24 protein-coding genes and 1 tRNA gene are annotated in these 26,105 nt (G+C 71.5%); 7 read left to right on the top strand and 18 right to left on the bottom strand.

Annotated features, from left to right (window positions below):
- Positions 1-127: 127 nt before the first annotated feature.
- From ACFVHO_RS20515 to ACFVHO_RS20505, 3 genes are all read right to left on the bottom strand, one after another.
- Positions 128-2,089: a tetratricopeptide repeat protein gene (locus ACFVHO_RS20515; RefSeq protein WP_385716281.1), complete on the bottom strand. Its 1,962-nt coding sequence runs from the start codon at positions 2,087-2,089 to the stop codon at positions 128-130.
- Between the two features lie 343 nt (positions 2,090-2,432).
- Positions 2,433-2,506 (bottom strand) — tRNA-Met (locus ACFVHO_RS20510).
- Between the two features lie 56 nt (positions 2,507-2,562).
- A complete protein-coding gene (locus ACFVHO_RS20505; RefSeq protein ID WP_385716317.1) occupies positions 2,563-5,442 on the bottom strand; it encodes a UPF0182 family protein in 2,880 nt (959 codons plus the stop codon).
- 151 nt (positions 5,443-5,593) lie between these two features.
- On the opposite strand from ACFVHO_RS20505, the gene ACFVHO_RS20500 reads away from it, so the two are divergent.
- Positions 5,594-6,151, top strand: a complete 558-nt coding sequence (locus ACFVHO_RS20500) for a PPA1309 family protein (protein ID WP_385716279.1) — start codon at positions 5,594-5,596, stop codon at positions 6,149-6,151.
- A gap of 67 nt (positions 6,152-6,218) precedes the next feature.
- Here ACFVHO_RS20500 and ACFVHO_RS20495 read toward each other — a convergent pair whose 3' ends face one another.
- From ACFVHO_RS20495 to ACFVHO_RS20480, 4 genes are all read right to left on the bottom strand, one after another.
- Complete coding sequence (locus ACFVHO_RS20495) at positions 6,219-7,313, bottom strand: PDZ domain-containing protein (protein ID WP_385716276.1); 1,095 nt, start codon at positions 7,311-7,313, stop codon at positions 6,219-6,221.
- A gap of 78 nt (positions 7,314-7,391) precedes the next feature.
- Entirely contained in the window at positions 7,392-7,574 is a 183-nt protein-coding gene (locus tag ACFVHO_RS20490; RefSeq protein ID WP_289946054.1) for a hypothetical protein, read from the bottom strand.
- A 121-nt stretch (positions 7,575-7,695) separates the two neighbouring features.
- Positions 7,696-8,163, bottom strand: coding sequence for a molybdenum cofactor biosynthesis protein MoaE (locus ACFVHO_RS20485; protein ID WP_385716273.1), 468 nt, complete (start codon positions 8,161-8,163; stop codon positions 7,696-7,698).
- A gap of 142 nt (positions 8,164-8,305) precedes the next feature.
- Entirely contained in the window at positions 8,306-9,508 is a 1,203-nt protein-coding gene (locus ACFVHO_RS20480; protein ID WP_385716270.1) for an SDR family oxidoreductase, read from the bottom strand.
- A 193-nt stretch (positions 9,509-9,701) separates the two neighbouring features.
- Between ACFVHO_RS20480 and ACFVHO_RS20475 the strand changes: the two genes are divergently transcribed.
- Together ACFVHO_RS20475 and ACFVHO_RS20470 are read left to right on the top strand one after the other, a co-directional pair.
- Positions 9,702-11,174 carry a zinc-dependent metalloprotease gene (locus ACFVHO_RS20475; protein ID WP_385716267.1) on the top strand — a complete coding sequence of 491 codons (1,473 nt, stop codon included), beginning with the start codon at positions 9,702-9,704 and terminating at the stop codon, positions 11,172-11,174.
- Positions 11,171-11,716, top strand: coding sequence for an NUDIX hydrolase (locus ACFVHO_RS20470; protein WP_385716264.1), 546 nt, complete (start codon positions 11,171-11,173; stop codon positions 11,714-11,716). Before ACFVHO_RS20475 ends, ACFVHO_RS20470 begins: the two co-directional genes overlap by 4 nt.
- A 106-nt stretch (positions 11,717-11,822) precedes the next feature.
- Here the strand turns inward: ACFVHO_RS20470 and ACFVHO_RS20465 are convergent, their stop codons facing one another.
- From ACFVHO_RS20465 to ACFVHO_RS20450, 4 genes are all read right to left on the bottom strand, one after another.
- A complete protein-coding gene (locus ACFVHO_RS20465) occupies positions 11,823-12,578 on the bottom strand; it encodes an AIM24 family protein (protein ID WP_385716262.1) in 756 nt (251 codons plus the stop codon).
- Positions 12,579-12,594: 16 nt separating this feature from the next.
- A complete protein-coding gene (locus tag ACFVHO_RS20460; protein WP_058849678.1) occupies positions 12,595-13,275 on the bottom strand; it encodes an AIM24 family protein in 681 nt (226 codons plus the stop codon).
- A gap of 11 nt (positions 13,276-13,286) precedes the next feature.
- Positions 13,287-15,104 carry a TerD family protein gene (locus ACFVHO_RS20455; RefSeq protein WP_385716259.1) on the bottom strand — a complete coding sequence of 606 codons (1,818 nt, stop codon included), beginning with the start codon at positions 15,102-15,104 and terminating at the stop codon, positions 13,287-13,289.
- Between the two features lie 114 nt (positions 15,105-15,218).
- Entirely contained in the window at positions 15,219-15,812 is a 594-nt protein-coding gene (locus tag ACFVHO_RS20450) for a M48 family metallopeptidase (protein ID WP_385716256.1), read from the bottom strand.
- Between the two features lie 210 nt (positions 15,813-16,022).
- Between ACFVHO_RS20450 and ACFVHO_RS20445 the strand changes: the two genes are divergently transcribed.
- From ACFVHO_RS20445 to ACFVHO_RS20435, 3 genes are read left to right on the top strand one after another with little or no spacing between them, the layout of a single operon-like run.
- The gene (locus ACFVHO_RS20445; RefSeq protein ID WP_385716253.1) at positions 16,023-17,159 is read left to right on the top strand and encodes a TOMM precursor leader peptide-binding protein; all 1,137 of its coding nucleotides are present in this window, start codon (positions 16,023-16,025) and stop codon (positions 17,157-17,159) included.
- Positions 17,160-17,200: 41 nt separating this feature from the next.
- A complete protein-coding gene (locus ACFVHO_RS20440; protein WP_385716251.1) occupies positions 17,201-18,598 on the top strand; it encodes an ABC1 kinase family protein in 1,398 nt (465 codons plus the stop codon).
- Positions 18,595-19,098 (top strand): NUDIX hydrolase, encoded by a 504-nt coding sequence (locus tag ACFVHO_RS20435; RefSeq protein WP_385716248.1) that lies wholly within the window; start codon positions 18,595-18,597, stop codon positions 19,096-19,098. The genes ACFVHO_RS20440 and ACFVHO_RS20435 overlap by 4 nt, the downstream gene beginning before the upstream one ends.
- 63 nt (positions 19,099-19,161) lie before the next feature.
- Here ACFVHO_RS20435 and ACFVHO_RS20430 read toward each other — a convergent pair whose 3' ends face one another.
- The 5 genes from ACFVHO_RS20430 to ACFVHO_RS20410 all read right to left on the bottom strand — a co-directional run bounded on the left by ACFVHO_RS20430 (position 19,162) and on the right by ACFVHO_RS20410 (position 23,287).
- Positions 19,162-19,377: a hypothetical protein gene (locus tag ACFVHO_RS20430; RefSeq protein WP_385716246.1), complete on the bottom strand. Its 216-nt coding sequence runs from the start codon at positions 19,375-19,377 to the stop codon at positions 19,162-19,164.
- 223 nt (positions 19,378-19,600) lie between these two features.
- Complete coding sequence (locus ACFVHO_RS20425; RefSeq protein WP_385716244.1) at positions 19,601-19,924, bottom strand: hypothetical protein; 324 nt, start codon at positions 19,922-19,924, stop codon at positions 19,601-19,603.
- Entirely contained in the window at positions 19,921-20,289 is a 369-nt protein-coding gene (locus ACFVHO_RS20420) for a WhiB family transcriptional regulator (RefSeq protein ID WP_030359819.1), read from the bottom strand. Before ACFVHO_RS20420 ends, ACFVHO_RS20425 begins: the two co-directional genes overlap by 4 nt.
- 166 nt (positions 20,290-20,455) lie before the next feature.
- Positions 20,456-20,827 carry a hypothetical protein gene (locus tag ACFVHO_RS20415; protein ID WP_385716241.1) on the bottom strand — a complete coding sequence of 124 codons (372 nt, stop codon included), beginning with the start codon at positions 20,825-20,827 and terminating at the stop codon, positions 20,456-20,458.
- Between the two features lie 162 nt (positions 20,828-20,989).
- A complete protein-coding gene (locus ACFVHO_RS20410) occupies positions 20,990-23,287 on the bottom strand; it encodes an ATP-dependent DNA helicase UvrD2 (protein ID WP_385716314.1) in 2,298 nt (765 codons plus the stop codon).
- Between the two features lie 87 nt (positions 23,288-23,374).
- Between ACFVHO_RS20410 and ACFVHO_RS20405 the strand changes: the two genes are divergently transcribed.
- Entirely contained in the window at positions 23,375-23,617 is a 243-nt protein-coding gene (locus tag ACFVHO_RS20405) for a mycoredoxin (protein ID WP_380857533.1), read from the top strand.
- A gap of 26 nt (positions 23,618-23,643) precedes the next feature.
- Here the strand turns inward: ACFVHO_RS20405 and nudC are convergent, their stop codons facing one another.
- Together nudC and ACFVHO_RS20395 are read right to left on the bottom strand one after the other, a co-directional pair.
- Positions 23,644-24,591: an NAD(+) diphosphatase gene (gene nudC, locus ACFVHO_RS20400; protein ID WP_385716238.1), complete on the bottom strand. Its 948-nt coding sequence runs from the start codon at positions 24,589-24,591 to the stop codon at positions 23,644-23,646.
- An 88-nt stretch (positions 24,592-24,679) separates the two neighbouring features.
- On the bottom strand, positions 24,680-26,101 hold the full coding sequence (locus tag ACFVHO_RS20395) for a dipeptidase (protein WP_385716235.1): 1,422 nt from the start codon (positions 26,099-26,101) through the stop codon (positions 24,680-24,682).
- Between the last annotated feature and the right edge of the window lie 4 nt (positions 26,102-26,105).

Below are 26,105 nucleotides of genomic sequence, written 5' to 3'. Positions count from 1 at the left end.
GCGGGGACAGGATTTGAACCTGCGACCTCTGGGTTATGAGCCCAGCGAGCTACCGAGCTGCTCCACCCCGCGTCGGTGAACCCAACAGTACGCCAGGCCCACGACCAGCGCAAATCGCTTCCTGAACCTACGCCGTGAGCTCCTGCCGCAGCGCCTCACGCAGCCGCGCGGCGCGCTCGGCGACCTCCGCGGGCCCGAGCTCCACGGCCCGCGACGCCCACCGCTGCCCCTCGGTGAGCTGCCCCCGCCGCGCGTACAGCAGCGCGAGCCGCAGCGCCGCCCGCCCGTGCCCCGCGTCGGCGGCCCGGGTCCACCACAGCGCGGCCTCGGGCTCACTGCCCTCCCTGGCGAGCAGCAGCCCCAGGTTGAACGCCCCGTTCCGGCTCCCCGCCTCCGCGGCGAGCCGGTACCAGCGCGCGGCCTCGACCACGTCGCCCCGGCCCGCGGCGAGCATCCCGACCCGCACCTGGGCCCGCCGGTGCCCCTGCTCGGCCGCGCGCTCGTACCACTCCTCGCACTCGGTCTTCTGTGCGGCGGGCTCCCCGAGCGCGGGCGGCCCGGCGGGCGGACGCCGCGCGTCGAGCACGGTGCCGAGCCGGTACGCCGCCTCCGCGCTGCCGCCGCCCGCCGCGCACCGCAGGTGCCGCTCGGCGTCCCGCTCGTCGCCGTCGCGCAGCCGCGCCGTGCCGACCTGGAGGGCGGCCTCGGTGTGCCCGGCCGCGGCGGCCCGCTCGTACCACTTGAGGGCCGCGGTGTCGTCACCCCGACTCGCGTACAGGATCCCGAGGTTGAACGCCGCGTCCACGCTGCCGGCCTCCGCGGCCTTGGAGAACCACGGCTCGGCACCGGCCGCGTCGCCGCCCTGGAGCAGCAGCACGGCGAGCGCGTTGGCCGCCTCGCGGTGCCCCGCGTAGGCGGCGCGGCGGTACCACTGGTCGGCCTGCGCGGTGCGCTTCTGCTCGGCACAGAGCAGGCCGAGGTTGTACGCGCCGTTGTTGTCGCCCGCGTCCATGGCCGCGCGGTACCAGCGCTCGGCGGTCTGGGTCTCGCCGCGCTCGGCGTGCAGCGCGCCCAGGGCGTTGGCGGCGTTCCCGTCGCCGTCCTGGGCGGCCCGCAGCCACCACACGGCGGCGTTCTCCTCGTCGCCCGCGTCGCGAAGCAGGAAGCCGAGCGCGCAGGCGGCGCGCGCCTCGCCGTCCTTGGCGGAGGTCAGGTACCAGCGCCCGGCCTCCTTGAGGTCGCCGCGCCGCTCCAGGATCGCGCCGAGGTGCAGGGCCGCCCTGCGGTGTCCGCGCGCGGCCGCCTGGCGGTACCACTGCTCGGCCTCGTCGGTGAGCGAGAGGCCGCGGTCGCCGCCGCGCCGGGCGTCGGCGCCGCCCGCCCGGACACCGTCCTTGCGTCCGTTGTCAGAGCGCGCGTCACCGGAGCGCGCACCACTGGCAGGGCGCATGTTCCCGATGCGCGCCCCCATGTCGGGGCGTACGAGACCGGGCTTCGAGCCGTCGATCCGCCCACCCGCGCCGGGGCGCGCGGACTGACCCGGCTGACCCGGCTGACCGGAGACCGCGGACAGCGCGGGGCGCAGACCGGTCCCGGTCCGGACACCGGACTCCCCCGGCCCTTCCCGCTCCGCGCGCTTGTCGAGCACCCGCGCCAGGCGGTACGCCGCCTCGCGGTGGCCGCGCTCGGCCGCCGTGCGCATCCAGCGCTCCGCGCCCACGTCACCGCGGTGTTCCAGGAGGTCGGCGAGGGCGTACGCCCCCAGCGTGTGGCCCTGCTCGGCGGACTGCCGCAGCCAGTACTCGGCGGCGGGCTCGTCGCCGCGCTCGCGGTGGTGGCGGCCGAGCGCGTGCGCCGCCGCGGCGGAACCGGCGACGGCGGCGATGCGCCACCATCCTGCCGCTTCATCGACATATCCACGCTGATGCAGAAGGACGCCGAGGTTGTTGGCGGCGGCACGGTCACCGGCCGCGGTCGCGGCCCGCAGCAAGGATTCGGCACCGTCGAGATCACCGCGGCGCAGCAGCAGGCTGCCGAGAACGCTCATCGCGTCCACGTCTCCGGCCTCGGCCGCGAGCCGGTGCCGCATCTCCTCAGCGGCCGACCCGGGATCCTCCCGTTCGGCCGGCTGCGCAAACCGCCCACTCTCCAACAGAGTTGCCTTGTCCCCCATAACGTCCATCGTCGCACCACCTGCAACCTGGGTACACCTGGTATACCGCAGCCATTGAGGTCACTTCAGCGTTTTGTCGACATGCCCACAGAGAGATAAGTGAAACACAGCTTTGCTCAACTCCCCCCGCCCGGACCACTCTTCGCACGAACCCCACACCGATGGCATGGGCCACGGGTATAGGCACTGATCGCGCCGGGACCGGACCGGCACATGACGAAGGCCCGGATCCTCTAGAGGATCCGGGCCTTCGTTTCAGTAGCGGGGACAGGATTTGAACCTGCGACCTCTGGGTTATGAGCCCAGCGAGCTACCGAGCTGCTCCACCCCGCGCCGTTGTGTGGCAACCGTACCACGGCGCGAGGTGGGGCCCGTGCGCTGCCCGCGCGCTACGACTTGGTCTGGGCGTCCTCGGCCCGCTGCAAGGCGTCCTGCAGCTTCTGCTGCGCCTTGCCGTAGGCCTCCCAGTCGTCGTTCTTGAGGGCCTCCTTGCCTTCGTCGATCGCCTTCTGGGCGTCGTCGATGGCCTTCTGGAGACTGGCGTTCCCGGTCTTCGGTGGCTTCTCCTTGTCGGGCTTGTCAGGATCCTCGCCCTTGTCCGGTGGCTCGGTGGGCGTCTTGGCATCCGTACCGAAGACCACGTTGAGCGCCTTGTCCAAGGTGTCCTCGAAGGCGATCTTGTTGCCGTAGGTGACGAGGACCTTCTTCAGGAGCGGATACTTCAGCCCGCCGCCCTTGACGTAGACGGGCTCCACGTAGAGCAGTCCTCCGTCCAACGGCACGGTGAGCAGATTTCCGTAGTCGACTTCGGAGTCGCCGCCCTTGAGAAGTCTGATCTGTTCCGCGATCGCTTCATTGGAGTTGAACTTGCTCTGGACCTGTTTGGGTCCGTCGACCGTCGTACTCGACGGCATCTTCAGGATTCTGATCTTGCCGTAGTCATCGGTCCCCGCCTCGGCGTTGACCGACATGAAGGCACTCAGGTTGTCCCGGCCGTTGGGATTGAAGGACGTCGTCAGCGAGAAGTCCTGCTGCTTCTGGCCGGGCATCTTCATGCTCAGGTAGTACGGCGGGACGGCGCTCGACGTCTGGTTCGTCGGGTCGTCCGGCACCTGCCACACCTCGCTGCCGCTCAGGAACGTCTCGGCGTCCTTCACGTGGTAGCGGGTGAGCAGTTCGCGCTGCACCTTGAACAGGTCCTGCGGGTAGCGCAGGTGGTCCATCAGGTCCGCGGAGATCTCGCTCTTGTCCTTGACGGTGTCCGGGAACGCCTTGCGCCACGTCTTGAGGACGGGGTCCTTGGTGTCCCACTCGTAGAGCTTGACGTCTCCGGTGTAGGCGTCGACGGTCGCCTTCACCGAGTTGCGGATGTAGTTGACCTGGTTCTGCTGGGCCACCACCGCGCGCTGGTTGTTCTTCGCCGTCAGCGAGTCGGCCGTGGTGTCGCCGAGCGTGGTCCGCGAGGCGTACGGATAGCCGTTCGTCGTGGTGTACGCGTCGACGATCCACTGGATCTTGTTGCCGACGACCGCCGGATAGGCGTCGCCGTCGATGGTCAGCCAGGGGGCGACCGCTTCGACGCGCTCCTTGGGCGTGCGGTTGTACAGGATCCGCGAGCCCTCGCCGATCGCTCCGGAGTACAGCATCTGCGGTTCGCCGAACGACACCGCGTACGCCGCCCTGTTGAGCGGGTTGGAGAGGTTGACGCCGCTCTTGCCCTTGTAGCTGGTCGTCTTCTCGCCGTCGTCGTCGGAGTAGTCGATCTCCTTCTGGGGACCGCCGACGATCGAGTACTGCGTGGTCTTCTCGCCGTAGTAGATCCGCTGCTGGTACTTGCCCAGGTTGCCCTTGGACGGCAGATCGGACTCGGTGAACTTCGGCCGGCCCTGCTCGTCGGCCTCGGTGCCCTTGGCCGCGACCACTCCGTACCCGTGGGTGTAGCGGAAGTGGTCGTTGATCCAGTTGTTCTTCGGGATGCCGTCCAGGTTCAGCTCGCGCAGACCGATGACGGTGTCCTGCTCCTTGCCGTCCTTCGACTTGTACCGGTCGACGTCCAGGTTCGACGGGAAGCCGTAGTAGTTCTTCATCTGCTGGAGCTGCTGGAACGTCGGCGAGACGATGTTCGGGTCGAGCAGGCGCAGGCTCGCCGCGCCCGCCACGTCGTCGCGCAGCTTCGTCTTGTCGGTGGTCCGGCTGACGCCGGGGTACTCCGTGACGTCGGTGCCGCCGATGCCGTACGCCTTGCGGGTCGCCTCGAGGTTCTTCTCGACGTACGGCGACTCCTTGGCCTGCTCGTTCGGCTGGACCTGGAACTTCTGCACGATGGCCGGGTAGAGACCGCCGATGAGGATCGCGGAGAGCACCATCAGGCCGAAGCCGATGACCGGCAGCTGCCAGGTGCGGCGCCACAGCGTCGCGAAGAACAGCAGCGCGCAGATGACGGCGATGCAGAACAGGATGGTCTTCGCCGGGAGGTAGGCGTTCGCGTCGACGTAGCGCAGACCGGTCCAGTTGCCCGTGGCCTTGAAGTCACTGGACTTCACCGCGAGGCCGTACCGGTCGAGCCAGTACGCGACCGCCTTCAGGGCCACGAAGATGCCGATGAGCACCGAGAGGTGACCGGTGGCCGCGGCCGTGGCCCGCCCGCCGGGGCTGGTGATGCGCAGCCCGCCGTACAGGTAGTGCGTCAGGGCGGCGGCGATCACCGAGAGCACCGCGGCGGCGAAGCCGAAGCCCAGCAGGAAGCGGTACCAGGGCAGGTCGAAGGCGAAGAAGGACACGTCCAGATGGAACTGGGGGTCCTTCTGGTGGAAGGGGACGCCGTTGACCCACATCAGCCAGGTGCGCCACTGGCCGGCTGCGGACGCGCCCGCGATCAGGCCGACGAGAGCGGTGATGCCGATCAGCAGCCACTTCTTGTAGGGCGCGATCGCCATGCGGTACCGGTCGAGGCTCTGCTGCTCCATCGACATGGCGCTCAGCGGCGGGCGCAGCCGGTGCGCCAGCCAGATGTTCACGCCGACTGCGGCCGCCATGATCAGACCGAAGACGAAGAACAGGCCGATCTTGGTCCACAGGGTCGTGGTGAAGACGGAGGAATAGCCGACGGAGCGGTACCAGAGCCAGTCCGTCCAGAATCCCGCGAACATGACGAACGCCATGGCAAGGACGGCCAGGACGCCGAGCGTCATGAGCAGGGTCCGGACACGACGGGACGGTCGGCCCACTCTGATCCGTGGCCCCGTCGGGCCTCCGCCGCGGTCCGGCATCTGGAAAGCCAAGGTGCGCACCTCGAAGTTCGCTGTAGCTGTTGCTGTGGCTGGCTGAAACGGGCCCCGCGATCGTAGAGCCCACTCATGCAACTTACCGACGCTTTACTCAGTTCCCGTTCCCGGGTCCGAACGAGGCAGGATATTGGGCATGCCCAACGTTTCCTCCTCCGGCCCACCGATGGCCGCGAGTCCCCTCACCCGTGCAGTGCTCGAAATCGACGACTATGTGGCCGGTCTCGGCTGGGATCAGCCCGCGCGGCTCTTCGCGCTCGTCGACACCGCCCGGCTCCGCGTGCAGGAGCCGACCCTCGCGGACCGCCTCGGCCTTGCCGACGCCGCTGCCGCCGCGCCCCTGACCCCCATCGAGCAGGAGGAGCTGCCCGCGGGCTCCCCCCTCGACGAGTTCCTCGGCACCATCGCCTGGCCCGACTCGGTCGCCGGCTGCGCCCTGAGCGTGGAGCGCCTGATGCTCCCGCCATCCGCGGAGGCGTCCGTTCCGGACGGTATGAGCGAGAAGCAGCTCGCGAAGTGGGTGGCCAAGCACCCCGAGCGCCAGGAGGTCCGCATGACCGTCGCGGTGCTGCGTGACGGCGCCCGCGAGTCGGCGCTGCGGCTGCGCGAGAAGGACGCGGCGACGGACGTCCTCACGGGCTCGGACCTGGTGCCGGGTCTCGCGGAGGCGCTGGCGGCGACGTTCGCGGAGTAGCTTCCTGATCCTGTTCGCACGTCACGTGGCCGGGGCCGGCGTCCGCCGCCCCGGCCGCGGCCGTCGGTCAGCTCTTCGTGGTGCACTTCGGCAGGTCGGCGGTGTCGCCCTTGCTGATGGCCTTCAGTGACTTCACGGCGTCCTCGATGGTGTTCACCTTGACCAGCGTGAGCCCGTCGGGGACGTCGCTCGCGGCGGACGCGCAGTTGTCCTTCGGCGTCAGGAAGTACTCGGCGCCCTTGTCGCGCGCGCCGACGGTCTTCATCTCGATGCCGCCGATGGGACCGACCTTGCCGTTGTCCTCGATGGTGCCGGTGCCCGCGACGAACTTGCCGCCGGTGAGGTCGCCCGGCGTGAGCTTGTCGACGATGCCGAGGGCGAACATCAGCCCGGCGCTGGGCCCGCCCACGTCGGCGAGCTTGATGTCGATGGTGAACGGGTACGTGTGGTCGGTCCCGGCCTTGATGCCGACCATCGCGACCTTCGGGTCGTCTTCGGCCTTCGTCGTGGTGATCTTCACTTCCTCGGTCGCGGCCGGCCGCTTGTCGGCCTTCTCCGCGGCGGCCGCCTCCTTGACGGGGACGATGCCGAACACGACCTGCTCGCCCGGCTTGTGCTTCCTGACGAGCTGGGCGACGTCCGTGAACTCCTTCACGGGCTTGCCGTCGACGCTCCTGATGACGTCACCGGCGTGCAGCCTGCCCTCGGCCGGGCTGTCCTTGTAGACGGTGGAGACGACCACCTGCGACTTCACGGGGATGTTCAGTTCCTTCAGGGCGGCGACCTTGGCGCTCTCCTGGGACTGGCTGAACTCCTCCGCGTTCTCCTGCGTCGACTGCTGCTCGGTCTTGCCGTTCGGGTACAGGGTGTCGTGCGGCACCACGATGTTGTCGTGCGCCAGCCAGCCGTACACGGCCTCCGGGAGGTTCATCTTGTAGTCGGCGCTGGTCACCCTGACCGTCGTCATGTTCAGGTGACCGCTCGTCGGGTACGTCTTGCGGCCCGAGATCTGCAGCACCGGCTCGCCGTCGTGGTCCCCCAGGGTGTTCACCGTCGGCCCCGGTGACATCTCCGAGTACGGCACTTTGATGAGCACTCCGGCGCAGAGCAGCGCGATCAGCATCAGGGTGGAGGCGAGCATCGTCGCAGTGCGGCGTGGCATGGAACGACAGTACGGGACGGTCCTGTGGGTGTATCCCTGGGGCGTCCGTACGGGATCGGGCACCGGGTCCGTACGGAATCAGGCAGGGGTGTCGGAGCCCGAGTGGGACTTCTCCATCGCCTCGCGGAAAGCCGCGTAGCCGTTCAGCTCGCTGATGTCACCGGTTCTGCCGCTCTTGCGGTTCCGATTGGCCCAACCGGCCCACAGACCGGCCCCGACCGCCGCCAGAAGCGGAATCAGCAACCAGGCAAGCGACGCCATGTCGACCTCCCGACCCCATGAGCGACCAAAACTGACTGATCAGCAGATTAACCATCCGCTCCGTCAACGCTCACGGCAGGGGTCGGGTTACGCAACCGGAGCCCCTTGGCCTACGCCTCATCTACGCTGTCGCACCCACCCACTCCTCCTGGCCGTCGGAGAACCGCTGATGCTTCCAGATCGGCACCTCGTGCTTGAGGTCGTCGATCAGCTTGCGGCAGGCGGCGAAGGCCTCGGCCCGGTGCGGGCAGGACACCGCGACCACGACCGCGAGGTCTCCCACGGCGAGATCACCGACCCGGTGCACGGCGGCCAGGGCGCGCACGGGGAAGTCGGCGACGACCTTCTCTGCCACCCGGCGCAGCTCGTCCTCGGCGCTGGGGTGGCTGGAGTACCCCAGCTCGTCGACGTCCGCGCCGCCGTCGTGATCGCGAACCGTCCCGACGAACAGCGCCGTCCCGCCCGCGGAGGCGTCCCCGACGGCCTGGAAGACCTCGTCGAGCGAGAGCGGGGTGTCCCGGATCGCCAGCAGCCGAATCGGCTCGGCAGCAGCCTGCTCACCGGGGTGGTCCATCGGATTACGCGCCATGACCCCATCGTGCCGCACACCACTGACATCCAGGAATAGCCGTTTCCCCCGTCCCCGCCACCCTCCACTTGGACGTCCCTACAGACTGCCGGTGCCGCTACCGCTGCGGGCACCGGGGGCGGCGCCCAGAACCAGCGGAGCGCTAGAGCCGTCGCCGAGCCTTCCGAGCCCGCCGCACCAGGGCGGCCGTACCCAGCAGGGCGACCGTCGCCCCCGCGGCCCCCGCGGCGGTGGCGTCCTTGCGCCCGAGTCGCCGCCCCGCGACGGTCCGCCGCCCGGCGACCTCCTCGAGCAGCTCCGCGAGCACCTCCTCGTTGGTCCACTGCGGCCGCCACCCGGCGTCGTGCAGCCGGCTGACGCTGACGACCCACGGGTACATCGTGTAGGCGAGGTCTCCCGCCGGGGACGGCGTGAGCCCGATCCGGTGGAGGCGGGCCGCGGCTCCGAGGGCGACGGCGGACGGCAGCTCCATGCGCCGGATCCCGCTCAGCTCCTCGACCTCCTCCTGCTCCAGCCACCCGTCGCACCCGACGGCCAGATCCCCGTCGACCTTCTCCACGACGGCGTACTCAAGGGCGCTGCACAGATCGTCGACGTGGCAGAACTGCCACGCGGGCCGCGACCCGGCCACGACCAGAAGCCGCGGCGACTCGAAGTACCTGGTCAGCGCGGTGTCGGTGCCGCCGACGAGGATCGCGGGCCGCACCACGGTGACGTTCAGACCGGGATGCGCGCGGGGCGCGCGGCGGGCGAGCCGCTCGATCTCCAGGAGGTCGCCGACACCCGTCGCCTCGGCGGTCGCCCGCAATTCGGCGTCTTCGGAGAGGGGCAGCTCGTTGTCGGACAGTGCTCCGTAGACCATCGCCGAGGTGCACAGGACGACCCGGTGCACGCCCGCGGCGGCGGCCGCCGTGAGGACGGTCTGTGTGCCGCGCACGTTGTACGCGGTGCGGGCGGCGGCGTCGGTCTCCAGGTCGAGGTCGAGCGCCAGGTGCACGACGACGTCCACGCCGCGCAGCTTCTCGGCGATCGCCGGGTCCCGGACGTCGAGGATGTGCCACTGCGCCCGCGCGCACTCACCGCGGCGCTCGTCGATGGCCACGACCTGCTTGATCTCCTCGGACGCGGCCAGGCGCTCGGTGAGCTGCGCGCCCACGCCCGTGGCCGCGCCGGTGACGGCGACGACGGGGCCGCGCGAGGAGGCGGACGAGGAGCCCTCGCGCAGCGGCGCCACCGAGGGTGGTGCCTCCTCCGCCGGCTCGGAGTCCGGCCCTCCGCCCGTCTCGGGCGGCGTCGGGTCTTCGGGGTTTCGCGCTGCGCGAACCTGTGGATCTGGGGAACTCACCGGGCGTCTCCAGCGGTTGTCTTCAGTACAGACGCACACTGACGCGTACGTACCAGGTGGCACCATCCTGCCGCAGCCCCCGAGGCGGCGGAGCACCGAGGCCCGAACCCGCCGCGGTGTCTACGCTGGGTGGTGTTGTCGGGCAGCCGCCGCCGGACCCAAGATCCGGTGGCCTTACGAGCCGAGGAATCCCGTGAGTGACACCCCATTCGGATTCGGCCTTCCGCCGGAGGAGCCGGAGAACGGCGACGAGGGCAAGAAGAAGGACACCCCCGGAGGGGGACAGGGTTCCGGTGGCCCTGCCAACCCGTTCGGCTTCGGGCCGCTGGGAGCGGGCGGCGCGGGGGGTGACAACCCCTTCGCCGCGATGTTCGGATCGATGAATCCGAACGACCTGGGCGCCGCGTTCCAGCAGCTCGGCCAGATGCTCTCGTACGAGGGCGGTCCCGTGAACTGGGACATGGCCAAGGACATCGCCCGCCAGACCGTCTCGCAGGGCACCGCCGACGGCACCAAGGACGCGAGTGTCGGCCCCGCCGAGCGCTCCGCGGTCGAGGAGGCCGTGCGCCTGGCGGACCTGTGGCTGGACGACGCGACGTCCCTGCCGTCCGGCGCGGGCAGCGCCGTCGCCTGGAGCCGCGCCGAGTGGGTCGAGGCGACCCTCCCGGCCTGGAAGGAGCTCGTCGACCCGGTCGCCGAGCGGGTCGGCCTCGCCATGGGCGACGTCCTGCCCGACGAGATGCAGGCCATGGCGGGCCCGCTGATCGGCATGATGCGCTCCATGGGCGGCGCCATGTTCGGCCAGCAGATCGGCCAGGCCGTCGGCGTCCTCGCGGGCGAGGTCGTCGGCTCCACGGACATCGGCCTGCCGCTCGGCCCCGCGGGCAAGGCGGCGCTCCTGCCGGTGAACGTGGAGGTGTTCGGCAAGGACCTGGGCGTGCCGATGGAGGAGGTGCGCCTGTATCTGGCCCTGCGTGAGGCCGCCCACCAGCGGCTCTTCGCGCATGTGCCGTGGCTGCGCTCGCATCTGTTCGGCGCGGTCGAGGGCTACGCGCGCGGGATCAAGGTCGACACCTCCAAGCTGGAGGACGTCGTCGGCCAGTTCGACCCGCAGAACCCGGAGCAGCTGCAGGAAGCGCTCCAGCAGGGCATGTTCCAGCCCGAGGACACGGCCGAGCAGAAGGCCGCCCTCGCCCGCCTGGAGACCGCTCTCGCGCTCGTCGAGGGCTGGGTGGACGCGGTCGTGCACGCGGCGGCCAAGCCCCGCCTGACGTCCGCGGACGCCCTGCGCGAGACGCTGCGCAGGCGCCGCGCCACCGGCGGCCCCGCCGAGCAGACCTTCGCCACGCTGATCGGCCTTGAGCTGCGCCCCCGCCGCCTGCGGGACGCCTCGCGCCTGTGGGCCTCGCTCACGGACGCGCGCGGTGTGGACGGCCGCGACGGCCTGTGGGCCCACCCGGACATGCTGCCGACGGCGTCGGACCTGGACGACCCGGACGGCTTCGTGCACCGCGAGCAGCTGGACTTCTCCGAGCTGGACAAGATGCTCGGCGAGGCGGCGAGCGGCGGCGCGGACGGCAAGCCGGACCTCAAGAAGGGCGACGCCGAGGACGGCGGCCCGGCCGGGGGCGGCTCCGGCGAGGGCAAGGACGACGACAGCAAGTGAGCCTGCACGACGACGCGGTCCTCGTACTGAAGGCCTACGACGGCCGGGACGACCGGGACGCCGCCCAGGAGGAGCTGCGCCAGTACTACCTGGACCACCTGTCCGCGCACCCCGAGGACGGCCTCTGGAAGGCCTGCACGGACGGGCACGTGACCGCCAGCGCCCTGGTCGTCGACCCGGTGCGCGGGCGCGTGCTGCTCACGCTGCACAAGAAGCTGCGGATGTGGCTCCAGATGGGCGGCCACTGCGAGCCGGGCGACACGACGCTGGCCGGGGCCGCGCTGCGGGAGGCGACGGAGGAGTCCGGCATCCCCGGTCTGACGCTCCTGGCGGGCGGTCCGGTCCGCCTGGACCGGCACCCGATCCCCGGCCCGTGCACCCAGCACCTGGACGTGCAGTACGCCGCCCTGGCCCCGGCGGACGCGACCGAGGCGATCAGCGACGAGTCCCTGGACCTGCGCTGGTTCACGTACGACGAGGTGGCGGACGTGGCGGACGAGTCGGTCGTGCGCCTCGTAGAGGCAACGAGGGCACGCCTGTAACCGGCGTGCCCCTGAAAGGGGCGCGGGGAACTGCGCGACCAGCCACAACGGGCCCGCAGTTCCCCGCGACCTGCTCTCGTCCCCCCCCTCCCGGGGAGGGAAGCACTCAGTTCCAGACGTTGCCCTGGTTCTGCCCCCGGGCACCCTGCTGCCCCATGCCGAACTGGGCACGCGCGCCCTGACCGATGTTGGCGTGCTGCGGCGGCAGCATCTCGCTGGGCTGGACGAGGGCGTAGCCCTGCCCCATGAAGCTGAGCTCCCAGCCCTCGCCGGTGTTGCCGCGGCGCCGCCACACGCCCGAGGAGTGCGTCTGGGCCTGCATCTGCACCCGCAGCCCGTTGGACCAGGCGACGATCGCGTCCGCGTCGGCGTTGACGTACCGGTCCGGGGTGACCTGGAGCATCAGCGGCTGGCCCGACGTCATCAGGGCGACCTTGCCGCGCCCGGTGATGTTGAGCTGGTACTTCCCGGAGCCGGAGATGCCGTACTGGCTGTCCACGGCGATGACCTGGTGGGTGAGGGACGAGTCCATGGCGAGGACGTAGGCGCTGTCCACCGTCAGGCCGTCCTGGTCCACGTCCACCAGGTGGATGTACTGCGCGAGGTTCGCCAGGTAGACGGTGCCCTGCCCGTGGCAGCGCATCAGGTCCAGGCCCTCGCCGGTGTGCGCGCGGGCGCGCTGCTGGCCCCGGCTCTGGTACTCGGCGTCGAACTCGATGAGCCCTTGGTAGGCGACCATCGAGCCCTTGCGGGCGAGCACGTCGTCGTGACCTTCGAGGGCGACCCGCAGGAGCTGCGGGTTCTGGACGGAGTAGCGCTCCTGAGTCTGTTGCTCAGCATGCGCGAAAAGCGAGCTCTGCATGGTGTGTTGCTCCCCCTCAGCTCCGGATCCGGAGGCGGTCGGTGCTGTCCTCACTGGGCTGTACGACGACGATGCCCTCTCCGGAGAAGCCCATCTGGTAGGCCTCGCCGCTGCCGCGCCCGATCAGGGAACCGGCCCTGAAGCTGCGCTTGCCCTTCACCTTCAGGTTCGGCGACCAGGCGATCAGGGCGTCCGGGTCCACGTACGTCTCGTCCTCGCCGCGGCCGCAGTCGACGACGATCGGCGTGCCCCGGGAGGTCAGCGCCACCCAGCCCTGGCCGGAGACCTTGATGTTCCACAGGCCCTGCCCGGCGAACTTCGCCAGGCCCTTGACCCGCTCGACGCCCCACTGGAGGCTCGCGTCGAAGGCGAGCAGGTTGGTGCCGTTGACCGAGAGCGAGTCGCCCGCCAGGTTGATGACGACGACGTCGGCTCCGTAGTCGGCGAGGTAGAGCAGGCCGTCTCCGGAGCACTTCATCAGGGGGGCGCCCTCGCCGGTGATCCAGTCGCGCGCGATCTGGCGGACGGCGGGCGGGTTCGGCTCGTACTGCACGAAGCCTTCGTAGGCGACCATCGACCCCACGCGCGCGAGGAGGTCGTTCCCGGTCTGCATGGCGACCTTGACCATGTGATGGCCGTGGTTCTCCATGCGGGCGGCGACGGGTGCCGGGGCAAAGCCCGCGAGCTGCTGGTTCATGACGGGCTCCCTCAGACCTCGAACGGCTGGACGACGATGAAATTGCCGGGCGCGCCACGGAACTGGAGGTTCACGCTCTCCCCCGTGGAGCCCGCGGAGGCGTTGCCGCGCAGCCTGACCTGGCTGGAGACGATGGCCTGGGCGGCCGCCGACCACGCGACCACCGCGTGGCAGTCGGCGAACGTCGTCGGCGTGACCGGCAGCACGACGGGCATGCCGTGCGTCTTCACGACGACCGTGCCGGTCCCCTGGAACTGCATGACGAACAGCGCGCCACCGGGAATCCCGTGGCCCTCGATGCGGCGCACCTCGTGCTGGAGGGACTCGTCGAAGGCGAGGACGTTCTCGGCGGAGACGCAGATCGCGTCGCCCTGGAGCTCGATGGGGTGCAGGTGCGTGCCTTCCTCCGCGAGGAAGACCTGGCCGCGTCCGGAGCAGCGCATGAGCTGCATCTCCTGGCCGGTCGCGTTGCCGACGATGCGGCCCTGGAAGCCCGCGCCCTTGTAGCCGAACTCGACCTTGCCCTGGTACAGGACCATGCTGCCCTGGCGGGCGAGCACCGGCTGGTCGCCGACGCCGAGGTCGACACGGACCAGCTTCTCGTTCTGCTGCGTCCAGCGCTGTCCTGTGGCCGCCTCGCGGTACTTCTGGAGCGCGGCGGCCACACCGGCGGCCTGCGGTGCGCCCTGCGGGACTCCGCCGGGGGCGGCCTGGCCGAACGAGGCCGGGGCCTGGCCGGGGATCTGGCCGGGCATCGGGGCCTGCGGCGGCTGGCCGTAGCCGGGCGGCGCGGGCGCGGCGGCCTGCTGGCCGTAGCCCGGAGGCAGGGGGGCCGAGGGCTGCTGCTGGTCATAGCCGGGCGGGGGTGGTGCCGAGGGCTGGCCGTAGCCGGGCGGCATGGGTGCGGACGGCTGCTGGCCGTAGCCCGGCGGCGGGGGCGGCGTCTGGCCGAACTGGGGCGGCTGGCCCGGCTGGGGCTGGCCCTGCTGGCCGTACGGGCCCGGGGCCTGCGGGGGCGGCACGGCGCCGCCTGGCTGGTTGAGCGGCGCGACGATGGTCTGCGCGGCGTGCACCGAGGGGTCGGCGGGGGCCGGGGCGGGCGGTGGCGTGGCGGCGGCCGGGGGCGCGAAGTGCTGGGCGGGAGCGGGGTCGGGCGCGGGGGCCGGAACCGGCGCCGGGGACGGCGTGGCGGGACCGGCGGGCGCGCCGAACGCGGGCGGCGCCGCGGCGGCGGGGGCGGCACCACCGGCGGGCGGCGCGAAGCCGGGGGCGGCCTGCGGCTCGGGGGCCGCGGGCTCCTCCTCGGCGACCTCGCCGCCGAAGTTCCTGATCAGCGCGTCGAGGCCACCGTCGAAGCCCTGCCCGATCGCGGCGAAGCGCCACACGTCCTTCAGATAGAAGTCGCCCAGCATCAGGGCGCGCTCGGTGGAGAACTCCGAGCCGTTGAAGGAGTACCGGGCCACTTCCTCGCCGCCGGCCACGATCCGGATGTACCCGGAGGCGAGCTGCGACATCTGCCCGGCGCCGTCGATGGCCGCGGTGAACGACAGCTTCTGGATCTGCGGCGGGATCCGGTCCAGCGTGACGCGGAAGGACTCGTCGTCACCGGCCTGGGCGCCCAGGAGCTGAAGCGACTCCTCCGGAGACTTCGGCTGGTTGAAGAAGATGAAGTAACGGTCGTCCGACAGCCGCTCGCTCGCGTCGAGGCCGAAGCAGCTGATGTCGAAGGTCACCCCTGGGGCAGCGATGTGCACGCCTACGTACAGATCGGTCCCCGCGGTGAGGTCACTGATCTTGGCCTTGTGGCCGCGTTGGAATTCCCTGGCCATACGTAACGACCGTCCCCCATCCCGAGTGGTTGCGTCGCGCCAGGCTAACCGCTCCGTCGGACAGTGGACGACGTCGGTACAGACCCGGTACACAACCGGCGCACCAGGCGCCCCTCACTCCTCGCGGGCGGCCGGAAGGTGCGGCAGCCGGTCCGCCGCGACCACCCCTTCGAGGTAGCCCCGGGCCCGCTCGGTGCGCGGATACGCGTCCAGGAGGCGCCAGAACCTGGGCCCGTGCCCGGGCACGAGGAGGTGCGCCAGCTCATGGAGGAGTACGTAGTCCACCACGTACTCGGGCATGCCCTGCAGCCGGTGGGAGAGCCGGATGCTGCCCTCCGACGGAGTGCACGAGCCCCATCGGGTGTTCTGGTTCGTCACCCAGCGCACGGAGCTGGGCCGGGCCCGGCCCTCGAAGAACTGCTCGGACAGCCGCTGGGCCCGCTCGGCCAGCTCGCTGTCGCCCAGGACCCGCTTGCTCTCCTGTGCCGCCAGCTTGTCCAGCATGACGCCCACCCAGCGCTGCTCCTCCGCCTCGGACATCCGGGCGGGGATGAGGACCACGGTCCGGTCGCCCTCGCGGTACGCCGAGACCGTTCTGCGGCGGCGGGCGCTCCTTCGCACCTCGACCGCGCTCGCCGCCGAGCCGGATGACGGCGGGCTGGTCGCGTTGCGCTGTGGGCTTCCGCGATGCAGTGGGTCGGCGGGCACGCCGACGACGTTACCCGCTTGGCGTGGGGGAAGTCCCGCCTCCGGGACGGTTCGGTCCCGATCCACTCCCCATGCGCTGCATTAGTACGACAAGTACTCACCGCCTGTGGACAACCGCGCGCACGTCCGGGCCGGGCCGGGCATTCTGGCAATCGAGCGGCCGGACCGACGACGACCACGACGTCCGGCCGGACCGACGGGGGGCCGACCATGCATCCGATCCTGAAACCGAGCCTGCGCCGAGGCTGGCGCGACCTGAACACCGTCCAGTTCGGGGCGACGCCGGCGCACGCCCGGGTCCTTGGCCCCGTGGACACCGCGACGGGCAGCTTCCTCACCCTCCTCGACGGCACCCGCGGGCTGCCCCTCCTGCGCGCGGAGGGACAGCGGATAGGACTGCCGGAAGGCCATGTGGACCGGCTCCTGCACCGGCTGGCCCGAGCCGGACTGCTCGACGACGCGACCGGCGGGGGCGCGGCGGCCGACGCCCTGCGCGCCCGCACGGACGTCATGGACCGGCTGCGCCCCGACCTCGCGGCCCTGTCCGTCGTCACCCCGGAGCCGAACCAGGGCATCCGCACGATGGCCGCGCGCCGGGCCACCCGCGTGCGCGTCCAGGGCGGCGGCCGGGTGGGAGCGGTCGTCGCCTCGGTCCTGTCCGGGGCGGGGATCGGGGAGGTCGACGTGATGGACGGCGGCTGCGTCGAGCCGTGGGACGTCGCTCCGGGCGGGGTGCCGCCGGATTCCGTGGGACAGCGGAGGGACGCCGCCGCGAGAACGGCCGCACGGCGCGCGGCTCCCGGACGCCCGCCTCGCCACCCCGAGGACCGGGGCGACGGTGAGCGCGCCTGGTCCCTGGTCGTCCTCGCCCCGCGCGACGGCCTGGACGCCTTCGCCCCCGACCCGGCCGCCGCCGAGCCCCTGATCGCCGCGGGAACCCCGCATCTGTACGCCGGGGTGATCGAGGGCACAGGCCTGGTCGGCCCGCTGGTCCTGCCCGGCACGACCGCCTGCGCCGGGTGCCTCGCCCTGGACCGCGCCGACGCCGACGCGGCCTGGCCGCGGATGCTGGCCCAGTGGCGCTCGGGCCGTCGCCGCCAGGTCCCGGCCTGCGACCTGGCCCTCGCGACGACGGTCGCGGGACTGGCCGCGGCGCACGCCCTCGCCTTCCTGGACGGGGCGGAGCCGGCCCTCGCGGGGGTGCGCTGGGAGGCCTCGACGCCCGGCTTCGACTGGCGCGGACACCCCGCGCGGGCACACCGGTCGTGCCCTTGTGGGGCAAGTGAGCAAGTAAAGGGGGAGCACACCTCCGTGGATCGGGAGCCGCACGAGACAATGGCCGAGTAACCGCCTGAAAGGGCGCGGCTGTCTGGGATTTGGAGGGGCGCATGTCTGATCTTCCCCGGAAGGCGGTCACCCGTACCGCCAAGCTGGCCGCGCTGCCGCTCGGCTTCGCCGGGCGGGCGACCTGGGGGCTCGGGAAACGCATCGGCGGCAAGTCGGCGGAGATCGTCGGCCGGGAGCTGCAACAGCGCACGGCGGAGCAACTGTTCAAGGTCCTCGGCGAGCTGAAGGGCGGCGCCATGAAGTTCGGGCAGGCGCTGTCCGTCTTCGAGTCGGCGCTCCCGGAAGAGGTGGCGGGACCCTATCGGGCGGCGCTGACGAAGCTTCAGGAGGCGGCGCCGCCGATGCCGACGCGTACGGTGCACGCGGTGCTCGCGGAGCGGCTCGGCGCGGACTGGCGCGAGCGCTTCCAGGAGTTCGACGACAAGCCCGCGGCGGCGGCCTCGATCGGCCAGGTGCACCGGGCGGTGTGGGAGGACGGGCGCGCCGTCGCGGTGAAGGTGCAGTATCCGGGCGCGGGCGAGGCACTGCTGTCGGACCTGAACCAACTGAGCCGCTTCGCCCGGGTCCTCGGCCCCCTGATCCCGGGCATGGACATCAAGCCGCTCATCGCCGAGCTGCGCGACCGCGTCTCCGAGGAGCTGGACTACGGCCTGGAGGCACAGGCCCAGCGCGCCCACGCCGAGGAGTTCGCGGACGACCCTGATGTCGTGGTGCCGGACGTGGTGCACCAGAGCGAGCAGGTCCTGGTGACGGAGTGGATGGACGGGGTGCCGCTGTCGGAGGTGATCGCGGAGGGGACGCAGGAGCAGAAGAACCGCGCCGGCCAGCTCCTGACCCGCTTCCTCTTCTCCGGACCGGCCCGCACAGGCCTGCTGCACGCCGACCCCCACCCGGGCAACTTCCGCCTGCTGACCGGCGAGAAGGGCGAATGGCGGCTCGGTGTCCTGGACTTCGGCACGGTGGACCGGCTGCCCGGTGGGCTGCCGCCGACGATCGGCGACTCGCTGCGGATGACCGTCGAGGGCGAGGCGGACGCGGTCTACGACATGCTGTGCGAGGAGGGCTTCGTCAAGGAGACGGTCGATCTGGAGCCGGAGGCCGTCCTGGACTATCTGCTGCCGATCATCGAGCCGGCGGTGGCGGAGGAGTTCACCTTCACCCGCGGCTGGATGCGCAGCCAGGCGGCCCGGGTGGCCGACCCCCGCTCCCCCGCCCACCAGTTGGGCAAGCGGCTGAACCTCCCCCCGTCGTACCTCCTGATCCACCGCGTGACGCTCAGCACCATCGGGGTCCTGTGTCAGCTGGGTGCGACGGTGCGGATGCGGGAGGAACTGGAGGAGTGGCTGCCGGGGTTCGTCGCTCAGGAGGCCGAGGAGGAGGCCGACTTGGCGGACGGCCCGGCGGACGACGGCGTGGAGGAAGCGGTGGCGGAGGCATGACCGTGCGCAGAACGCCCCGTCGCGCGGCGCGGGTTGCGGTGATCGCCCCGGACGACGCGGTCTTCCTCTTCGGGTACGACAACGAGGAAGTGGGTGTCCACTGGGCCATGCCCGGCGGTGGCCTGGATCCTGACGAGGCGCCGCGGGAGGGAGTGCTGCGCGAGCTGCGTGAGGAGACCGGCTGGACGGACGTGCGACCCGGGGCCCTGCTGTGCACGTGGGAGCACGACTTCACCCGCGCGGGTGTGCCGGTGCGTCAACACGAGCACATCTATCTGGCCCACGGGCCACGGCGCGCGCCCACACGCGAGGCCGCCGCCGCGCACGCCGAGGACGGCATCCTGCGCTGGCGCTGGTGGACACCGCGGGAACTGGCCGACGCCCCCGAGCCGCTGTGGCCGCCACAGCTCCCGGAGCTGCTGGCCGCGCTGCCCGCCGCGGGTGTGCCGCGAGCCGTCGATCTCGGGTACCAGCCCCATGTGGCGGCGCACCAGGGCTGACCCCCGGGCAGGCGGGTCCACGACCGGGCCGGGGGCGACTCACCACCGGGCGCCGGGCGCGGCTCACCACCAGGCGGAGTCGAGTCGTCCCTCGATCGCCCGGATGTTGTCCCGGGAGCAGGTGTCGCAGAAGTAGTGCCGGGCGCCGTTCTCCACGGAGCAGATCCATGTCGGGGGCCGGCCGTCGACGACCGTGCCGCAGCGGGAGCACACGACGTTCTCGGTGTCGTTCTTGACGTCGTGCCCGGCGTCCGCAGGTTCAGGAGGCTGCTGGTCCACGCGGTGACCTTATCGCCGCCACCAGGGGTTCGGCGCGCACAACGCACCGCGGGGGCCGGTCCGTTCGGACCGGCCCCCGCGGGGTACTGCCGTGAAGCTCACCGGGAGCTTCGGCTGTGCGTGTGCCACGGGCGCTGCGTGCGCCGCGGACCGCCGTGCGTGTCGTGCCTGTCGCGGCGGCCGTGGATATCACGGCCGCCGCGGTTCTCGCGGGCTCGCGGAACTACTGCATGACCGCGATGGCGAGGGCGCGCCGCGCGCGCAGGGACGCGCGCTCGGCGCGGCGCTGCATGCGGCGGGCCGCGATCAGGCGCGCGGCCGGGCGGTGCTCTTCGGCCTCACGCAGGCGTTCGTGCATATGCGCACGGGCCAGGGCTTCTGGGATGAGTTGCATTTCGCGGGTCCTGTTCTGGCGCGAGCCGGTCGCGCCGGTGGTGGTGAAGTCTGGGGTGGCGGAGCCACTGGGCTCGCTCGTGGGTGCCTTCATCGGGGCCTGCTTCTTGGGGTCGTGCGTCACGGGGCGATCGATCGTTCCGGCGGTACTCATGCCACGACCGGGTTCTTCCGCGGACGGCCACGCGGCCGCTTGCGGGCCACGACCACGCCCTGGACGAACAGCTCACCGCCCCAGACGCCCCACGGCTCACGCCGCTCCTTGGCGCCGGCCAGGCAGGCCTCCATCAGCGGGCAGGTACGGCAGAGGGACTTGGCGTACTCGACGTCGGCCGGGGACTCGGCGAAGAAGACCTCCGGGTCGTAGGCACGGCAGGGGACGGGTACGCCGAGGTTCTCGATGGCGTCGTCGAGCGCGGTGAGCGCGGTGAGGGGAGTCAAGGTCGGGTCCTCCGTGGGTGCGGGCGGGGGGAGAGTGTCTGAAGGCGGTACGGACGGGGCGTGCGCTTCGAGTTGCACGGTGGTGTTTTCCTCGTCTGGTCGTGCCGGCCTGGGTCGGCCGGTTGGCGGCTGGTACCGGGTCTTGCTCAGCCCCTTCGCTCTGTCTCCCGGTTTTGGGGAAAACAGAAGGGCCGCGGATCCCGGGTGGGGTTCCGCGGCCCTGAAGGCGCCGGTCTGATCGAGATCAGACTGGATCACTCCAGGGTTCGAGCCCACGGAAGGCCCACATCGTGTGGTGCTGCTGCTGCGTCTGGTGCTGCTGCGTCGTCTTGTTCCGGAATCCGGCACCGGCTGCCGCGAAGACATAGGCCTGCGCCTGTGCCGTCGCTACTGCTTCCGATGCCTTGGTCGGTCGCTCATTGCCCTCACGGATCTCAAGACCCGACAGAGGCAGGGCGGGGGCGGCCGGACGCACGGCGGCGGTGCCGAGAGACAGAGCGGCATTGCCGACGGACAGACCGGTGCCCTGGTTCGAGAAGCCGAGCAGGCAGGAAGCGACGACCGAGCGATCGGTCATTTTGGCGGTGCTGATGAAGCTCTTGTTGGTGCTGATCACTGGAATCGCCTCCTCTCGGCGTCTAGGGGAGCGGCCGAAACCGTTCCTCGGACTGACAAGTACAGCACGGGACCAGGGCTTCGGAGAAGCCGCCGTTCCCGTGCTTAAGAACCTATGGGTCTTCCTTGCGCATGCGCAAACTATTTTTTCGACGAGTTTGAATCAGTTCGCCTCGTCGTCCTCCGCAAGCTCCTGACCTGCACAGATAGCGAGGACGTCGGCACCGAAGTGACGCAGCTTGCGCACCACGACGCCCGGGATGCGGGCCAGCTCGCCCTCGTCCTCCGGCACGGCCTCCGCGATGGCGATCAAGGTTTTGTCCGTGAACACGCAGAACGGGGGCTGTCCCAGGCGCCGCGCCTGGCCCGATCGCCACTCGAGGAGCCGCTCGTAGAGCCCTTCGTCCATGTCCGACGGGCAGTCCTCACACCGCATGAGCTTCATCTCACCGGCGTCGGTCAGGGTGCGGCCGCAGACGCGGCAGCGAGCGGGGCTGCGGCTGCCGCGGCGGCGCTCCCGGGGCGCTCCGCCCTCGCCGGGCTCACTGCCGCGGCCGGTTCCGCGCTCGATGCCGCCGGGCCCGCCCGCCGCGCGCGCCCCTGCGGCCGTGCCCGAGCCGGGGCGCAGGCCGTCGAGGAAGCGGCTGGCCCGGCGATTGGGGCGGCCGCCCGGAGACCGTGAGAGGGCCCAGGACAGGGAGAGGTGGACGCGGGCGCGGGTCACGCCCACGTACAGGAGCCTGCGCTCCTCCTCGACCTGCTCGTCGGTCTTGGCGTACGTGATCGGCATCATGCCCTCGGCCAGGCCGACCAGGAACACGGCGTCCCACTCCAGGCCCTTCGCGGCGTGCAGGGACGCGAGGGTGACGCCCTCCACGGTGGGCGCGTGCTGCGCGGCGGCGCGCTCGTCCAGCTCGGCCACGAGGTCGGCCAGGGTGGCCTCGGGCCGGGCGGCGGCGAAGTCCTCCGCGAGGCGCACCAGGGCGGCCAGGGACTCCCAGCGGTCGCGGACCGCGCCGGAACCCGCGGGCGGCTTGGTCGTCCAGCCCTTGGTGGAAAGGACGGCCCGCACCTGCGAGGGCAGGTCGACCATGTCGTCCAGGAGGGTGTCGTTGGCCCCGAAGCGGGCGGCGCCGCGCAGGGCCGCCCCCGCCTCGCGGACCTCGGTGCGCTCGAAGAAGCGCTCCGCCCCGCGCAGCAGATAGGGGATGCCCAGGTCGGCCAGGGCCTGTTCGTAGATCTCCGACTGGGAGTTCGTGCGGAACAGGATCGCGATGTCGCCGGCGGGGACGCCGTCGGCGATCAGGGCGCGGATGCGGCGGGCCGCGCCCTCGGCCTCGGCGGGCTCGTCCGCGTACTCCGCGTAGACGGGGTCGGTGCCGCGCTCGCGCTGCGAGACCAGTTCGAGGCGGTGGTCGGCGGCGCGGCCGACGGCCTGGGCGAGGAGGCCGTTGGCGAGGTGGACGACCTGGGGCGTCGAGCGGTAGTCCCGGACGAGCTTGACGAGCGTGGCGCCCGGGTGGCGGGTGCGGAAGTTCAGCAGGTGGTCGGGGGTCGCGCCGGTGAAGGAGTAGATCGTCTGGCTGGCGTCGCCGACGACGCAGAGGTTGTCGCGGTCGCCGAGCCACAGCTCCAGGAGGCGCTGCTGGAGGGGGCTCACGTCCTGGTACTCGTCGACCACGAAGTGCTGGTACTGGGAGCGGACCTGGTCGGCGATGTCGTGGCGGTCCTGGAGGATGCCGACGGCGAGGAGCAGGACGTCCTCGAAGTCGATGACCGCGCGGTCGCGCTTGAGTGCCTCGTACGCCGCGTAGAGCTGGGAGATCTCGGCGGGGTCGCGGGGGGTGTCGCGGCCGGACTTGGCGGCGACGGCCGCGTAGTCCGCGGGGACGGTCTGGGTGACCTTGGACCACTCGATCTCGCCGGTCACGTCCCGCAGTTCGTTGCGGTCGAGGCGGACGCGGCAGGCCGCCGCGGCCTCGGCGACGAGCTGGACCTTGCGCTCGACGAGGCGGGGCAGCGAGCCGCCGACGGCCTTCGGCCAGAAGTACTGGAGCTGGCGCAGGGCGGCGGAGTGGAACGTGCGTGCCTGGACGCCGGTGGCGCCGAGCTGGCGCAGGCGGCCGCGCATCTCCCCGGCCGCGCGGTTGGTGAACGTGACGGCGAGCACGCTGCTGGGCTGGAGGATCCCGGCCCGCACTCCGTAGGCGATGCGGTGCGTGATGGCGCGGGTCTTGCCCGTGCCCGCGCCCGCGAGCACGCACACCGGCCCGTGCAGGGCGGTGGCGACCTCGCGCTGCTCCGGGTCGAGCCCGTCGAGCACCGCGTCGGCCGTGTCCGGGACCCGGGGGAAGAGGGTGGAGTGCGTTGCTGCTGTCACCCCGCCATGCTGCCAGGTCTCACGAGGCGGCCGCGCCGGTTGTCCACAGGGGGGTGCCCGCAGTCGTACTAATGCGGGAATGGTGACCGCATCACGTACGTTCGACTCAGTGCGGCTACGCACACGACGTGCGGTGACGCACCCCGAGCCTTAAGGAGCGCGAGAGACATGCCGGGCACTGTGACGATGTACAGCACCACGTGGTGCGGCTACTGCCGCCGGCTGAAGAGCCAGATGGACCGCGAGGGCATCACGTACGAAGAGATCAACATCGAGCAGGACCCGGACTCCGCGGCCTTCGTCGAGAAGGCGAACGGCGGCAACCAGACGGTTCCCACCGTTCTCTTCCCGGACGGCTCGACGCTGACCAACCCCTCGCTGGCCCAGGTGAAGCAGAAGCTCGCCGCCTGACCCACGGGCCGGTCGGCGCGCCCGGATCAGCCGAGCGTGCCGGGCCTCGGCAGGGGCTTGCCGTACCAGAGCTCGATCAAGCGGGCCGCAATCGAGATGCCGTAGGGAGGCAGGACCTCCCCGGACTCGAAGGCGGCCCGCAGGTCGTCGCGGGAGAACCAGCGCGCCTCGTGGATCTCCTCGCCGTCGACGTCGATCTCCGAGGACGTGGCGTTCGCCATGAAGCCCAGCATCAGGCTGGAGGGGAACGGCCAGGGCTGGCTCGCGACGTACTCGACGTCGCCGACCGTGACGCCCGCCTCCTCGAAGACCTCGCGGCGCACGGACTGCTCGATCGACTCGCCCGGCTCCACGAAGCCCGCGAGGGTCGAGAAGCGGCCCTCGGGCCAGTGCACCTGGCGGCCGAGGAGCGCCCGGTCCTCGCTGTCGGTCACCAGCATGATCACGGCCGGGTCGGTGCGCGGGTAGTGCTCGGCTCCACAGGCCTGACAGCGGCGGATGTGCCCGGCCGCAGCGATGACGGTGCGCTCGCCGCAGCGCGAGCAGAAGCGGTGCATGCGCTGCCAGTTCTCCAGGGCCACGGCGTGCACCATCAGGCCCGCGTCGCGCGGGGAGAGCAGCAGACCGGCCTCGCGCAGCCCGGCCGCGCGCGCGGACGCGTCCATGCGCCCGGGCAGCGAGTCCTTCTGGAGCGCGAAGTAGCTGACGCCGTCGTCGTCGGTCCCCAGGAAGTAGCGGTGCGCCTCGGTGAGGGGCGCCTCGAACGACGGGGTCATCACGAGTTCCGTGCGGCCGTCGGGGGTCTCGTCGATGAGCACCTGGCCGCCGGACACCACGAAGACCCGCGTCGACGGGTGGCTCCACGCGGCGGCGAGCCAGGCCTCGTCGAGACGGTGGTGGGCCGCGCGGTCGATGCCGCTCGGCGCGGTGAGCGAGACGGGACGGTCAGCTGCGCGGTCGGTCCAGGTGGTCACTGGTGCTTCCAACTCCCCCGGTGGAATGGGTGGTTCAGCGAGCGGGTCTCTTCAGTGTGCATCGCGGTGCGCGAGGCGTTTCGCCTGTTCAGCGGGCGCCGCGCCAGTGCTCCGCGAGGTCGCCCCACAGATAGGCGCTTGTCTCCGCGCCCTTGAGGAGCAGGTCGAGCTCGACCTTCTCGTTCGGCGCGTGCCAGCCGTCCGAGGGAATGGAGATGCCGAGGAACAGCACGGGCGCCCCGAGGACGTCCTGGAGGTCGGCGGCGGGTCCCGAGCCGCCCTCCCGGGTGAAGCGGATGTCCTGCTCGAAGGCGCGGCCCATGGCGCGGACGACGGACTGCAGCGCCGGGTGGTCCAGCGGCGTCAGGCACGGGCGCGTGGCGCCGCTGAAGGTGATCGTGTGCCCGATGCCGTCGGGCAGCCGGTCGGCCACCCACGCGCGGACGGCCTTCTCGACGTGCTCCGGGTCCTGGCCCGCGACCAGCCGGAAGGAGAGCTTCAGGAAGGCGCTCGACGGGATGATCGTCTTGCCGCCGGGGCCTTGGTAGCCGCCGCCGATGCCGTTGACCTCGGCGGTCGGGCGGGCCCAGATGCGCTCCAGGGTGCTGTGTCCGGCCTCTCCGTAGGGCGCGTGCGACTTCGCCGTACGCAGCCACTCGGCCTCGTCGAAGGGCAGCTCGGCGAAGAGCTCCCGCTCGCGGTCGGTCAGCTCGACGATGCCTTCGTAGAAGCCGGGCACCGCCACGCGCGCGTGCTCGTCGTGCAGGGCGGCCACGAGGCGGGCGGCGGCCGTCGCCGGGTTGGGCACGGCGCCGCCGAAGGAGCCGGAGTGGATGTCCTGGTCGGGCCCCGAAAGCTCGATCTCGCACTCGGCGAGCCCCCGCATGCCCGTGCACACCGTGGGGGTGTCCTTGGACCACATGCCGGTGTCGGAGACGATCACCGCGTCGGCGGCGAGGCGCTCGACGCGCTCCTCGACCAGGGCGCGGAAGTTCGGGGACCCGGACTCCTCCTCGCCCTCGACGAGCAGCTTCAGGTTCACCGCGGGCGCGCCGCGGCCGGTGACGGCGAGGTGGGCGCGGACGCCGAGGGTGTGGAAGAAGACCTGGCCCTTGTCGTCGGCGGCCCCGCGCGCGTAGAGGCGGTTGTCGCGGACGACGGGCTCGAAGGGGTCGCTGTCCCAGCCGTCCTCGAGGGCGGCGGGCTGCACGTCGTGGTGGCCGTAGACGAGGACGGTGGGCGCGTCCGGGTCTCCGGACGGCCACTCGGCGAACACCGCGGGGGCGCCCGCCGTCTCCCACACCTCGACCGTCGGGAAGCCGGTCGAGGTGAGCCGCGCGGCGAGCCAGTCGGCGCTGCGGCGCACGTCGGGCGCGTGGTCGGGCTGTGCCGACACGGACGGGACGCGCAGCCACTCGGCGAGGTCGTCGAGGAAGGCGGCTCGGTGGTCGTCCAGGTACGCGCGGACGGCGCTGACGACACTGTCAGAGCTGTTGACGGTCTTGCTCATGGTC

Origin of the sequence: Streptomyces sp. NPDC127108, assembly GCF_042677545.1 — a bacterium.
Taxonomy (GTDB): Bacteria; Actinomycetota; Actinomycetes; order Streptomycetales; family Streptomycetaceae; genus Streptomyces.
This window is presented reverse-complemented; position numbering and strand designations above follow the sequence as displayed.